This is a genomic window from Burkholderia sp. 22PA0106, assembly GCF_047497155.1.
Taxonomy (GTDB): domain Bacteria; phylum Pseudomonadota; class Gammaproteobacteria; order Burkholderiales; family Burkholderiaceae; genus Burkholderia.
Map to the genome: position 1 here is coordinate 3,315,865 of NZ_CP163163.1, position 12,630 is coordinate 3,328,494.

Genomic DNA, 12,630 nt, shown 5'->3' on the forward strand with positions numbered 1-12,630 from the left:
GGTGCGCGTGGGTGCGGGTGACTGCGTCAGCCATCGACGCGCCGCGGCGAAACTGCCGCGGCACCATGACAAGACTGCGAGCCGATCAGTCGTCGGAATCGTCACTGTCGTCGTCTTCGTCGCTGCTTGCCGCGCCGGCCGGTTTGCCGTAGCGCATCACCAGCGATTGACGGAAACCGGCCAGCGACGGTTGCGCATCCAGGAGCTTGTAGAGCGCGGCAAGTTGCACGGGCCAGTCGTGCAGTTCCTGCGCGAAGATCTTCAGGCGCGCGACCGTATCGAGCGCATCGCCCTCGCGGCCATCGAGCGCCTCGAGCACGGCATAGCGACGCAGCACGGTTTCGCCGGGCAGCAACGCAATGGCATGCTGATGTGCGGCGAGCTTGGCCGGCAGGTCGTCGCGCGAGATCGGCATCAGCGTGGCCGCCCCGTATTCGCCCCACGAGCCGAACAGAAACGACGGCGATTCGCGATACTGCTCGGCCGGATTCGAACCGTAATACAGCACCTCGGCGCGCTGGTAATCGCGCAGGATCGGATACAGCGCAAGCAGCGCCGCGACCGACACGACCGCGAACACGCCATAGGCCACGCGCCCCGGCAGCACGCGCATCGGCCGCGTTTCGAGCAGCCCGATCACGAACATCGCCGGCAGCGTGAAGAACGTGTACTGCTGCGGATACTCGACGAGCGCGTGCATCAGCAACACGCCGAGCAGCGCCAGGCCGAACAGGCGCTCGCCCGTGTGCGGCACCCGCAACACGCGCACGAACCAGAACGCCAGCGTGACCAGCAGTGCGCCCAGGCCCAGCACGCCCGACTTGGCAAGCAGGTCGATGAAGATGTCGTGCGAGTTGTTGGCGATTTCCACGCCCCCCAGCGCGCGCACCAGTTCGAACTGATGCAGCGGGAATTCGCCCCAGCCCACGCCGAGCCACGGATGCTCGCGGAACATCGTCAGCCCGTATTTCCACAACGCGAGGCGCGGCGCGATCTGCCCGGCGTCGCGCATGCGCTCGGCAGCCGATTCGGCCAGCCCGAGGTGGTAGCGCAGGTTGGCCCAGCGCACCGCGATATTGACCACGACGAACACCACCGCCAGCGCCAGCGGATACAACCATGCCGCACGATGGCTGCGCCCGCGCCGCGCCGCGGCCAGCGCCGTCCAGAGCCCGGCGACGACCATCACCGCCACCTGCAGCCACGGGCCGCGCGACACGGTGAAGGCCAGCCCCGCCGACAACACGATCGACAGCGGCAGCCAGCCCCACACCGGCAGCCGGCGCGCCTGCGCCAGATACAGCGTGCTGGCAAGCGCGAACGCGATGTAGGTGGCAAGGTGATTCGCCTGCGCCATGTTCCCGTACGGGCGGCGCTCGACCGTCACGCCGTAGTTCACGACGAACGGCGAGAACGTGTGCTCGAGATGCAGCAGCTGCACGACCTGGCAAGCCACCGCGAACACGCCGCCGACGACCATCGCGCCCGCCATCATCCGCGTGACGGTTTCGACCGAATGCACGCGGCCGAGCATATAGCCCGACTGCATCGCGATCAGCGCCGCCAGCAGGTAGCCGATGGCCAGCCAGTTCATCGCGGGCTGCGCGAGCGGCAGCACCAGCGTCTGCACGATCAGCACCGCGCCGAACGCGAGCGGGGTGGCCCAGCCGAGCGGCGCGGCGAACGGCTGCGCCGCTCGCTCGCCGCGCACGAGCAGCACCACCAGCCCGCCGAGCAGCGCATACAGGCCGAATGCCGTGAATTCGGAATAGAACGTCGGGATCGGATAGGTGTGATTGGTGACCGCGTAAGGCAGGATCAGGGCAACAGCAAGCGCAATCAGCGATAACGAACGCAGAACGGAAGAAGGCATGAGCGAACCGGATGTCAGCAACCGGCGCACTATACAAAAAATTTCCGGTGCTGAGTCGCTCGTGTGCCGTTCTGTCGGCTCATCGACAGTAAATCGCCGGTTACGCCACGGTCTGCCCCCGATTCATGCGCTCGCGGCCGCCACGCCAGGCTAGGTGCGGCACTCGGGCGGCGACAGCTTGCCGGCCAGCGTCGGCGCTTCGGACGGCACCGGCCCGGAGCCGGGCGGCGGCAGCGACGAGGCCGTCTTGCCGGCCGCGAAACATTCCCAGGTGATCGAGCCGGCCTGCAGTTGGCCCTGCTGGAGCGCCACGCGCGCGGTGGGTGCTTCGGCGTTGTCGGGCGCCGACGGCATCAGCACCAGCGTGTTGGCGCCGCTCGGCGCGACCCGCGTGGTGTAGGCGATGCGGATCTGGCCGGTATCGTTGCTCACCGTGATCGATTCGACGTTGCGCGTGGCCGGCGGCGACACATAGCCGCCCGACATGGCCGTGCCGCTTGCGGCGTTCTCGGCCACCGCAAGCCGCGCCGACGCGGCCAGCGCCATGCCCTCGCCCACCCGGCTGCGCGCGAGGTAATCCTGATAGGCCGGAATCGCATAGGCCGCCACCACGCCGACAATCGCCAGCACGATCATCAGTTCGATCAACGTGAAGCCGCACGGCTCGCGCGGCCGCAGGCGAGGCAGGCGCGGCACGAAACGCACGCGGCACGAGCGGCACATGCCGGCCGGCGCATGACGCAGGCGCCTTGAGAATTGATGGAACAGGGTGACGGACAACGCTTCGAACATGACGGGCTCCGGAAACGAAACAGGCCTGCCGACAGGGCAGACAGATCGATCGTAGCCAGCAGGCCTCGCGCCGGACAGTCGGCCGGATGGCCTAGGCGCGGTGCGTAGCGGCCCGTCGCATCGTCACGTTCGCATTGCGCGCGCGCATAAAAAACGCCGGCACGAGGCCGGCGTTCTGGCGAAGCGCGCAATGCCGCGGGACGAGCCCGCGAGCGCGCTTAGATCGCTGCCTTGAGCAGGCGACCCATTTCCGACGGATTGCGCGTGACCTTGATGCCGCACGCATCCATGATTTCCAGCTTGGCTTCGGCCGTATCGGCACCGCCCGAGATCAGCGCGCCGGCGTGGCCCATGCGCTTGCCCGGGGGCGCCGTGACGCCCGCGATGAAGCCGACGACCGGCTTCTTCATGTTCGACTTGATCCACTCGGCTGCCGTCGCTTCGTCCGGGCCGCCGATTTCGCCGATCATGACGACCGCATCCGTATCCGGATCGTCGTTGAACATCTGCATGACGTCGATGTGCTTCAGGCCGTTGATCGGATCGCCGCCGATGCCGACTGCCGACGATTGGCCGAGACCCAGCGCCGTCAGCTGTGCAACGGCTTCATACGTCAGCGTGCCCGAACGCGACACGACGCCGATGCGGCCCTTGCGGTGGATGTGGCCCGGCATGATGCCGATCTTCAGTTCGTCCGGCGTGATCGTGCCCGGGCAGTTCGGCCCGAGCAGCAGCGTCTTGCGGCCTTCGCGACGCATGCGGTCCTTCACTTCGATCATGTCGCGAACCGGAATGCCTTCCGTGATGCAGATCGCGAGATCGAGGTCGGCCTCGACGGCTTCCCAGATCGCGGCCGCCGCGCCTGCCGGCGGCACGTAGATGACCGACACGGTTGCGCCCGTTTCGGCCTTTGCTTCCTTGACGCTGGCGTAGATCGGAATGCCTTCGAAATCTTCGCCGGCCTTCTTCGGGTTCACGCCCGCGACGTAGGCTTCGCGGCCGTTCGCGTACTCGCGGCAAGCGCGCGTGTGAAACTGGCCAGTCTTGCCGGTGATGCCCTGCGTGATGACCTTCGTATCTTTGTTGATCAGAATCGACATGTATTGACCTCTGTTCGATCGGCGTCGCGTCTGCGCGCCGCCATGCGTGTTCAATGCAACGATGCTTACTTGCCGGCGGCCGCTGCAACAACCTTCTGCGCAGCTTCTTCCATGCTGTCAGCCGAGATGATCGGCAGGCCGGATTCGGCGAGCATCTTCTTGCCCAGGTCTTCGTTCGTGCCCTTCATGCGCACCACCAGCGGCACGCCGAGGTTCACGGCCTTCGAGCCTGCGATCACGCCTTCCGCGATCACGTCGCAACGCATGATGCCGCCGAAGATGTTGACGAGGATCGCCTTCAGGTCCGGGTTCTTCAGCATCAGCTTGAACGCTTCCGTGACCTTCTCGGTCGTCGCGCCACCGCCGACGTCCAGGAAGTTCGCCGGTTCGCCGCCGAACAGCTTGATGGTGTCCATCGTGGCCATCGCCAGGCCGGCGCCGTTCACGAGACAGCCGATGTCGCCGTCGAGCGAGATGTAGGCCAGATCGAACTTCGACGCTTCGATTTCAGCCGGATCTTCTTCGGCCAGGTCACGATACGCGACGATTTCCGGATGGCGGAACAGCGCGTTCGAATCGAAGTTGAACTTGGCGTCGAGCGCGATCACCTTGCCGTCGCCGGACACGTTCAGCGGGTTGATTTCGGCCAGCGATGCGTCGGTTTCCCAGAATGCCTTGTACAGGCCTTGCAGGATCGCGCGTGCTTGCGGAATCGAAGCAGCCGGCACGCCGATCTTCGCGGCGAGGTCGTCGGCCTGTTCGTCGAGCAGGCCCGTCGACGGCTCGACGATGACATGGTGGATCAGTTCCGGATGCGTTTCGGCAACTTCCTCGATGTCCATGCCGCCTTCGCTCGAACCCATCAGAACGATCTTTTGCGACACGCGATCGACGACGAGGCTGACATACAGTTCCTGCTTGATGTCCGCGCCTTCTTCGATCATCAGACGGTTGACCTTCTGGCCTTCCGGACCGGTCTGGTGCGTGACGAGCTGCATGCCGAGGATCTGTTCGGCGTATTCACGAACCTGCTCGAGCGACTTGGCGACCTTCACGCCGCCGCCCTTGCCACGGCCGCCTGCGTGAATCTGCGCCTTGACGACCCATACCGGGCCGCCCAGCTCTTCCGCCACCTTCAGCGCCTCGTCCACCGAGAACGCCGGCTTGCCGCGCGGGACCGCGACACCGAATTTCCGCAGGATTTCCTTACCCTGGTACTCGTGAATCTTCATGCGTGATTCCTTCAGTCTGGAGAGTTGGATTAAAAGTCGATTGACCGTCGCTTCTTTCTACTAATAGTTTCCGATTATTCGTGCGAGCCGCCCGCACCACCCGGTGCAAGGCGGCCCACGCCGGGCCATGTCGGAGTGAGCACCCGGTCGGCCGGGCATCGCACCGCGCGCCCTGCCGCACCGCGCCGTCGCGCAGCGGCGCCCGACTCCACCGCACGACGCCCAGCCGGTTGCGCAAGGCACGAACCGGTAACGGCGAATCGAACGGTGGAACGAAGCGGGAAGCGGCGGGAGAAAACGGGGCGGGGAACAGCGGAAAAAGCGGAGAGGCGGTGAGCGATGCGTGCTCGGCAGGCGGGGACGACGGCTTGGCTGCTGCGATCGGAACGGCAATTCCGGCCGGACGACGCGGCGGCGCCGGCGACACGGGGTTCGCGATCGGAGCGCATGTTGGGCCTGGGTTCATGGATCGGCTGTCCACTCGGCTGCATCACCTTGATCGCCGCCGCGCAATGCGACAGGACCGATGGATCGACGACGCTGCCCCACACGCCACCCCGTCGGTCGGTGAACGCCGGAGCGGCGCGCCAGAAGCGCGACGGGCGTGACACGGGCTTGGATGACGGCATGCGCAAGGTTGAAGCCGATAAGGAAAACCGCACGATCTTAGCATTATCGAGGGTTTGCCGCATCGCCACGAATATCCGGTTAGACCCTTATTGGCAACAGGATGCAGTGCAGCATCGAGGGCCGGACCCGGCTAAAAAGACAGCACGAAACAAGGGCTTAGGCGCCCTCGAACTCGTCCTCGCCGCCCTTCAGGATCTTGACGATCGTGCTGCTGGAAAAGCCGCGCGACGCCAGGAAGCGCGCCTGCTTGGCTCGCTCGGCCGGCGAGCCGGGCAGGCTGCCGAACTTCTTGCGCCAGACGGCCTGCGCACGGCTGAACTCGGTTTCGCGAAGCTGCTCGGTCACCGATTCCACCAGTTCGCCGTCTACCGAATGACGCTTCAGTTCGCCCAGGATGCGGGCCGTACCGAGGCGCGACGCGCGCCGATGCACGAGGCTTTCGGTAAACCGGGCGTCGGACAGCCAGTTCTCGCGCTCGAGCGCATCGAGCAAGGCCTCGGGATCCTCGCCCTCTTCCACGTACGGCGCGAGCTTGCGCGCCAGTTCGCTGCGGCTGTATTCACGGCGCGAAAGATAGCCGAGCGCCCGGCCCTTCAGCGAGCGCGCCGGGCGCGCGGGCGCGGCGCGGCGCGTGCCGCTCTCGGGCACGGATGCTTCGCGAGCGGAGGAAGAAGCGGCGGATGACGTGGCTTCGCCGCGTTCGCCGCGGCCGCTTCGCGCGTCGAACGGGCTGCTGGTGCGCCGCCGCGAGCGGCGCGTGGCCTGCTCGCTGGTGCGCGAATATTGATCGCCGCCGGTATTTTCGAAGTGACCCTGCCGGGCTGGAGCGCGGGTAGCTGACTCGAACGGTTCGGACGCCGGCGCTTCGCGACGTGACGCCAGCGGTTGTGATACCCCGGTTGCCGGGGTGGACGAGCCGCCCGCCCGCGACAGGCCGGTGGAGGCTGCCCGGCTTGCACCGTTGCGCACGGTACGGCTGCGGATGCCGCGCGCCGTATCGTGTGCGTCGAACGATTCGTCGGGATCGAACAGGTCGGCGGGATCACCGGGCGCGCCGACCCCACGCTGAAACGCAACGAGGGCATCGTCGGATGCCCTCGTTGCGGAGCGGCCATCCGGCCGCCCCTCCTGCGATTGCGCAGCACCGGAGCGCACTGGTCGGCTCGTTTGCCGTTCATCGGCCGCGCGATCCTCGCGCGACGACGTGGCCGACGAATCGTCCGGGCGCTCCCGGCCGCGACGCATCACTCTTCTTCGTCGAGGATCTCGTCCTCGGCAGCGCCGGCGCCAGCAACCACGCCGCCTTGCGGCATGGCCACCACACCAAGCGATTCGCGGATGCGATTCTCGATCTCGCGAGCGACATCGCTGTTCTCGCGCAGGAATTCACGCGCGTTGTCCTTGCCCTGGCCGATCTTCTCGCCGTTGTAGCTGTACCAGGCGCCGGCCTTGTCGACGATCTTCGCCTGCACGCCGAGATCGATGATTTCGCCCTGACGCGAAATGCCTTCGCCATACAAGATATCGAAGATCGCCTCGCGGAACGGCGGCGCGACCTTGTTCTTGACGACCTTGACGCGCGTTTCGTTGCCGATCACCTCGTCGTTCTTCTTGATCGAGCCGATCCGGCGGATGTCGAGACGCACCGACGCGTAGAACTTCAGCGCATTGCCGCCCGTGGTGGTTTCCGGGTTGCCGAACATCACGCCGATCTTCATGCGGATCTGGTTGATGAAGATCACCAGGCAGTTCGTGCGCTTGATCGTGCCCGTGAGCTTGCGCAACGCCTGCGACATCAGGCGAGCCTGAAGGCCCGGCAGCGAATCGCCCATTTCGCCTTCGATTTCGGCCTTCGGCACCAGCGCCGCGACCGAGTCGATCACGATCATGTCGATCGAGCCCGAACGCACCAGCGCATCGGTGATTTCCAGTGCCTGCTCGCCCGTGTCCGGCTGCGAGATCAGCAGCTCCGGCACGTTGACGCCGAGCTTCGAGGCGTACTGGACGTCGAGCGCGTGTTCCGCGTCGATGAACGCCGCCGTGCCGCCGAGCTTTTGCAGTTCGGCAATCACTTGCAGCGTGAGGGTGGTTTTACCCGACGATTCCGGGCCGTAGATTTCGACGACGCGGCCGCGCGGCAAGCCACCGACGCCGAGCGCGATATCGAGACCGAGCGAACCGGTGGAGACGACCTGGATGTCTTCCATGGCCTCGGCATCGCCGAGCTTCATGATCGAGCCCTTGCCGAACTGCTTCTCGATCTGGGCCAGCGCTGCCGCCAGCGCCTTGCTCTTTTCCGCGGTCAGCCCGGCGCCTTTCTTACTATCTTCCATGAATCGTCCTTTGCTATGATGAGCAGCGTCTGATTGGGGCGCACCGGGCGACAAGCCGTTAGGTGCACGAATGCAGACACTGTATAAAAAAACAGTAGTTTGTGCAAGCTCGAATTGCGGGTTCCGCACGACTCATCCCGACCCTCCGGAGACACCCGCGCAGGCGCCCGCACGCCGCCTCGCCCGCCGCGGCCACGCACCATGCGAATCCTGATTGCCGAAGACGACAGCATACTCGCGGACGGTTTGACTCGATCACTCCGCCAATCGGGCTATGCCGTCGATCACGTCGCGAACGGCGTCGAGGCCGATACCGCGCTGTCGATGCAGACGTTCGACCTCCTGATTCTCGATCTCGGCCTGCCGAAAATGCCCGGCCTCGACGTGCTGCGGCGCCTGCGCGCACGCAACTCGGTCTTGCCGGTGCTGATACTGACCGCCGCGGACAGCGTCGACGAACGCGTCAAGGGCCTCGACCTCGGCGCCGACGACTACATGGCCAAGCCCTTCGCGCTGAACGAACTCGAAGCGCGCGTGCGCGCCCTCACGCGGCGCGGCGCGGGCGGTGGCCCGACGGTGATCCGCCACGGCTCGCTGAGCTTCGACCAGGTAGGCCGGCTCGCTTACGCCAATGAACGCGTGCTCGATTTGTCGGCGCGCGAGCTCGGCCTGCTCGAAGTGCTGCTGCAACGGATCGGCCGGCTCGTCTCGAAGGAGCAGCTCGTCGATCACCTGTGCGAATGGGGCGAGGAAGTCAGCAACAACGCGATCGAGGTCTACGTGCACCGGCTGCGCAAGAAGATCGAGCCGAGCGGCGTGCGCATCCTGACCGTACGCGGGCTCGGCTATTGCATGGAGAAAACGTCAGCCGAACCGGCCGCGAGCGCCGCCACGGGCCCCGCGGCCACGTCGGAAGCACCGGCGGCGCTCCCGCCGCTGCGCTGACGGGCCGCCGCGCCCCGCGATGGCCACGCCGTTCCGCCCGCCGCGCGCCCGGCCCAGGCCTCGGCCGCAAGATCCGCACGACGCCGAACGCGACGCGCGCTACGAGAACCCGTTCGCGCCGCCCGACGAGGGCGAATCCACCGATACCGGCCGCCCGCGCTCGCTGTTCGGCGAAATCCTCGACTGGATGCTGGCGCCGCTCTTGCTGCTCTGGCCGATGAGCATCGCCGTTACCTATCTGGTGGCGAAAACCATCGCCGACGGCCCGTTCGACCGTGCGCTCGAAACCGACGCCTACGTGCTCGCGCGACAGATCACGCCCGTCAACGGCGTGGCCGAGCTGGTGCTGCCCAAGGCCACGCTCGACCTGCTGCGCACCGACAACGTCGACAGCGTCTACTTCCAGGTGCTCGGCACGCGCGGCGAACTGGTGGCCGGCGAAGCCGACCTGCCGCTGCCGCGCGACGACGACCGCCCGCCGCCCGGCCTCGTGCTGTTCCGCAACGACCTGCTGCGCGGCAACGACGTCCGCGTCGCCTACACCACCGTCGCGCTGCCCGGCGCGAGCGGCGCGCAACCGGTGCTGGTGCAGGTGAGCGAGACGCTCGACAAGCGCAACGCGCTCGCCAACGACATCATCAAGGGCGTGATCCTGCCGCAGTTCGTGATCCTGCCGCTGGCAATCGTGCTGGTGTGGTTCGGGCTGTCGCGCGGCCTCGCGCCGCTGACGGCGCTGCAGGCGCACATCCGCAACCGCCGCCCCGACGATCTCTCGCCCGTCGATGCGCAACGCGCGCCGCCCGAAATCGAGCCGCTCGTCACCTCGTTCAACGATCTGCTCGCCCGACTCGAACAGAGCATCGCGCTGCAAAAGCGCTTCATCGCCGACGCCGCCCATCAGATGAAGACGCCGCTGGCCGGGCTGCGCACCCAGGCCGAATTCGCGCTGCGTCACGAGGTTTCGGCCGAGGTCGGGCACTCGCTCGAACAGATCGCGGCCAGCTCCGAGCAGGCCGCGCGGCTCGTCACGCAATTGCTGGCGCTGGCGCGCGCCGAGAATCGCGCGAGCGGGCTGACGTTCGAGCCGGTCGATCCGCTGGCGCTGGCCCGCGTGACCGTGCGCGACTGGGTACAGGCTGCGTTCGCGAAACGCATGGATCTCGGCTACGAAGGGCCGGACGACATGCCGGACGCCGAAAACAGCGAGCCGCCCGACGAACCACCGGCCGGCAACGCACCGCCTTCGCCGCCTGCGCTCATCGACGGCAACCCCGTGATGCTGCGCGAGATGCTCGGCAACCTGATCGACAACGCGATCCGCTACACGCCGGAAGGCGGGCGGATCACGGTGCGCGTGGCCATCGACCCCGCCGCGACGCTGACCGCCGACGACGCCCATCACGTCCACCGCCCCGCCCCCGGCGTGGTGCACATCGATGTGGAAGACACCGGCCCCGGCATTCCCGCGCACGAACGCGGCCGTGTGCTCGAACGCTTCTATCGCATCCTCGGCCGCGACGGCGAGGGCAGCGGGCTGGGCCTGGCGATCGTGCGCGAGATCGTCACGCAGCACGGCGGCGAGATCGCGATCGACGACCACGTCTATCAGGCCTCCCCACGCCTGGCCGGCACGCTGGTGCGCGTCAGCTTCGCGCTGCGCCAGGCCGCCCCGGAATAACCCTGAGCCGCACGGCGGCGCTGCGAACCATACGCATAAATACGCGAACATAGAGCATCGATGGGCGACATTGACGAAATTTCACCACATTCTCGCCCGACGCTCCCAACAAACCCTGATCGGCTTTCCAGTCAGAACACCGTAAGTTTGCCCGCCAATAATCGTCGCAAGTTCGTCAGGATGGCGAACTGATACCGATATCAAGAACTGGAGACGACTCATGGCGACAGTAGGCGGGCACATCGCGCATTCGCCGATGACGAGCGACGAGAAACGCGTGATCTTCGCGTCCTCGCTCGGCACCGTGTTCGAGTGGTACGACTTTTATCTGGCCGGCTCGCTCGCGGCCTACATCAGCAAGAGCTTCTTCTCGGGCGTCAATCCCACCGCAGCGTTCATCTTCACGCTGCTCGGCTTCGCCGCCGGCTTCGCGGTGCGCCCGTTCGGCGCGATCGTGTTCGGGCGGCTCGGCGACATGGTCGGCCGCAAGTACACGTTCCTCGTCACGATCGTGATCATGGGCGTATCGACGTTCGTGGTGGGCTTCCTGCCCGGCTACGCCACGATCGGCATCGCGGCACCCGTGATCTTCATCGCGATGCGGCTGCTGCAGGGCCTCGCGCTCGGCGGCGAATACGGCGGCGCGGCCACCTACGTGGCCGAACATGCCCCCGCCAACCGGCGCGGTTTCTACACCGCCTGGATCCAGACCACCGCCACGCTCGGCCTGTTCCTGTCGCTGCTCGTGATCGTCGGCGTGCGCGCCGCGGTGGGCGAGGAAACGTTCGGCGCCTGGGGCTGGCGCGTGCCGTTCGTCGCGTCGATCCTGTTGCTGGCCGTGTCGGTATGGATCCGCATGCAGTTGAACGAATCGCCGGTGTTCCTGCGCATCAAGGCCGAGGGCAAGACCTCGAAGGCGCCGCTCACGGAAGCGTTCGGCCAGTGGAAGAACCTGAAGATCGTGATCCTCGCGCTGGTCGGGCTGACCGCCGGCCAGGCCGTGGTCTGGTACACGGGGCAGTTCTACGCGCTGTTCTTCCTGACGCAGACGCTGAAGGTCGACGGCACCACCGCCAACATCCTGATCGCCGCGGCGCTGCTGATCGGCACGCCGTTCTTCCTGTTCTTCGGCTCGCTGTCGGACCGGATCGGCCGCAAGCCGATCATCCTGGCCGGCTGCCTGATCGCGGCGCTGACCTACTTCCCGCTGTTCAAGGCGCTGACGCACTACGCCAACCCGGCGATGGAAGCCGCCACGCAGAAGGCGCCGATCACGGTGATCGCGAACCCCGACGAGTGCTCGTTCCAGTTCAACCCGGTCGGCACGGCGAAGTTCACCTCCTCGTGCGACATCGCCAAGGCGGCGCTCTCCAAGGCCGGCCTGAACTACGAGAACGTGGCGGCACCGGCCGGCACGCTCGCGCAGATCAAGGTGGGCGACACGGCGGTGGACACCTACGACGGCAAGTCCGGCGATGCCAAGGCCAAGGGCAGCGCGTTCGACAAGACGCTGGCGGCCACGCTGAAAGGCGCGGGCTACCCGGCCAAGGCCGATCCGTCGCAGATCAACTGGCCGATGACGATCGTGGTGCTGACGATCCTGGTGATCTTCGTGACCATGGTGTACGGGCCGATCGCCGCGATGCTGGTGGAGATGTTCCCGACGCGGATCCGCTACACGTCGATGTCGCTGCCGTATCACATCGGCAACGGCTGGTTCGGCGGCTTCCTGCCGGCCACTGCGTTCGCGATCGTGGCGGCGAAGGGCAACATCTATTCGGGGCTCTGGTATCCGATCGTGATCGCGCTGGCGACGTTCGTGATCGGGCTGCTGTTCGTCAAGGAGACGAAGGGGACGAATATCTACGCGCAGGATTGAGAGACGTGGTTCGGGGCCGGATGAAGATATTTCGAGAAAGGTATTGACAGACCTCGGCCCCTTCTTCATAATCGATTTTCTGTTGGCGAATTAGCTCAGTCGGTTAGAGCGACGGAATCATAATCCGCAGGTCCGGGGTTCGAATCCCTGATTCGCCACCATCTTCAA

At 66.2% G+C, this 12,630-nt stretch carries 9 protein-coding genes and 1 tRNA gene; 4 read left to right on the forward strand and 6 right to left on the reverse strand.

The features are described 5' to 3' along the window. Positions 1 to 85: 85 nt before the first annotated feature. The 6 genes from AB4850_RS29750 to recA all read right to left on the reverse strand — a co-directional run bounded on the left by AB4850_RS29750 (position 86) and on the right by recA (position 7,960). A complete protein-coding gene (locus tag AB4850_RS29750; protein WP_414442993.1) occupies positions 86 to 1,873 on the reverse strand; it encodes a PglL family O-oligosaccharyltransferase in 1,788 nt (595 codons plus the stop codon). A gap of 150 nt (positions 1,874 to 2,023) precedes the next feature. Further along, positions 2,024 to 2,665: a pilin gene (locus AB4850_RS29755; protein ID WP_414442994.1), complete on the reverse strand. Its 642-nt coding sequence runs from the start codon at positions 2,663 to 2,665 to the stop codon at positions 2,024 to 2,026. Positions 2,666 to 2,883: 218 nt separating this feature from the next. Continuing rightward, positions 2,884 to 3,765 carry a succinate--CoA ligase subunit alpha gene (sucD, locus tag AB4850_RS29760; protein WP_206129369.1) on the reverse strand — a complete coding sequence of 294 codons (882 nt, stop codon included), beginning with the start codon at positions 3,763 to 3,765 and terminating at the stop codon, positions 2,884 to 2,886. A gap of 65 nt (positions 3,766 to 3,830) precedes the next feature. Beyond that, on the reverse strand, positions 3,831 to 5,012 hold the full coding sequence (sucC, locus tag AB4850_RS29765; RefSeq protein ID WP_414445653.1) for an ADP-forming succinate--CoA ligase subunit beta: 1,182 nt from the start codon (positions 5,010 to 5,012) through the stop codon (positions 3,831 to 3,833). 771 nt (positions 5,013 to 5,783) lie between these two features. Continuing rightward, the gene (gene recX / locus AB4850_RS29770; RefSeq protein ID WP_414442995.1) at positions 5,784 to 6,872 is read right to left on the reverse strand and encodes a recombination regulator RecX; all 1,089 of its coding nucleotides are present in this window, start codon (positions 6,870 to 6,872) and stop codon (positions 5,784 to 5,786) included. After that, positions 6,872 to 7,960 carry a recombinase RecA gene (recA, locus tag AB4850_RS29775; protein WP_414442996.1) on the reverse strand — a complete coding sequence of 363 codons (1,089 nt, stop codon included), beginning with the start codon at positions 7,958 to 7,960 and terminating at the stop codon, positions 6,872 to 6,874. The genes recX and recA overlap by 1 nt, the downstream gene beginning before the upstream one ends. A gap of 201 nt (positions 7,961 to 8,161) precedes the next feature. Here recA and AB4850_RS29780 point away from each other — a divergent pair, with 201 nt between their 5' ends. The 4 genes from AB4850_RS29780 (at position 8,162) to AB4850_RS29795 (ending at position 12,623) form a co-directional block, all read left to right on the forward strand. After that, positions 8,162 to 8,905, forward strand: a complete 744-nt coding sequence (locus tag AB4850_RS29780) for a response regulator (RefSeq protein ID WP_414442997.1) — start codon at positions 8,162 to 8,164, stop codon at positions 8,903 to 8,905. A 19-nt stretch (positions 8,906 to 8,924) separates the two neighbouring features. After that, positions 8,925 to 10,583: a sensor histidine kinase gene (locus AB4850_RS29785; protein ID WP_414442998.1), complete on the forward strand. Its 1,659-nt coding sequence runs from the start codon at positions 8,925 to 8,927 to the stop codon at positions 10,581 to 10,583. A gap of 220 nt (positions 10,584 to 10,803) precedes the next feature. Beyond that, positions 10,804 to 12,462, forward strand: coding sequence for an MFS transporter (locus AB4850_RS29790; RefSeq protein WP_414442999.1), 1,659 nt, complete (start codon positions 10,804 to 10,806; stop codon positions 12,460 to 12,462). Between the two features lie 84 nt (positions 12,463 to 12,546). Next, positions 12,547 to 12,623, forward strand: a tRNA-Met gene (locus tag AB4850_RS29795). Positions 12,624 to 12,630: the final 7 nt, after the last annotated feature.

Coding starts and splice junctions, on each gene's coding strand:
- AB4850_RS29750 (WP_414442993.1), bottom strand. CDS start 1,873: ATGCCTTCTTCCGTTCTGCGTTCGTTATCGCTGATTGCGCTTGCTGTT.
- AB4850_RS29755 (WP_414442994.1), bottom strand. CDS start 2,665: ATGTTCGAAGCGTTGTCCGTCACCCTGTTCCATCAATTCTCAAGGCGC.
- sucD (WP_206129369.1), bottom strand. CDS start 3,765: ATGTCGATTCTGATCAACAAAGATACGAAGGTCATCACGCAGGGCATC.
- recX (WP_414442995.1), bottom strand. CDS start 6,872: ATGCGTCGCGGCCGGGAGCGCCCGGACGATTCGTCGGCCACGTCGTCG.
- recA (WP_414442996.1), bottom strand. CDS start 7,960: ATGGAAGATAGTAAGAAAGGCGCCGGGCTGACCGCGGAAAAGAGCAAG.
- AB4850_RS29780 (WP_414442997.1), top strand. CDS start 8,162: ATGCGAATCCTGATTGCCGAAGACGACAGCATACTCGCGGACGGTTTG.
- AB4850_RS29785 (WP_414442998.1), top strand. CDS start 8,925: ATGGCCACGCCGTTCCGCCCGCCGCGCGCCCGGCCCAGGCCTCGGCCG.
- AB4850_RS29790 (WP_414442999.1), top strand. CDS start 10,804: ATGGCGACAGTAGGCGGGCACATCGCGCATTCGCCGATGACGAGCGAC.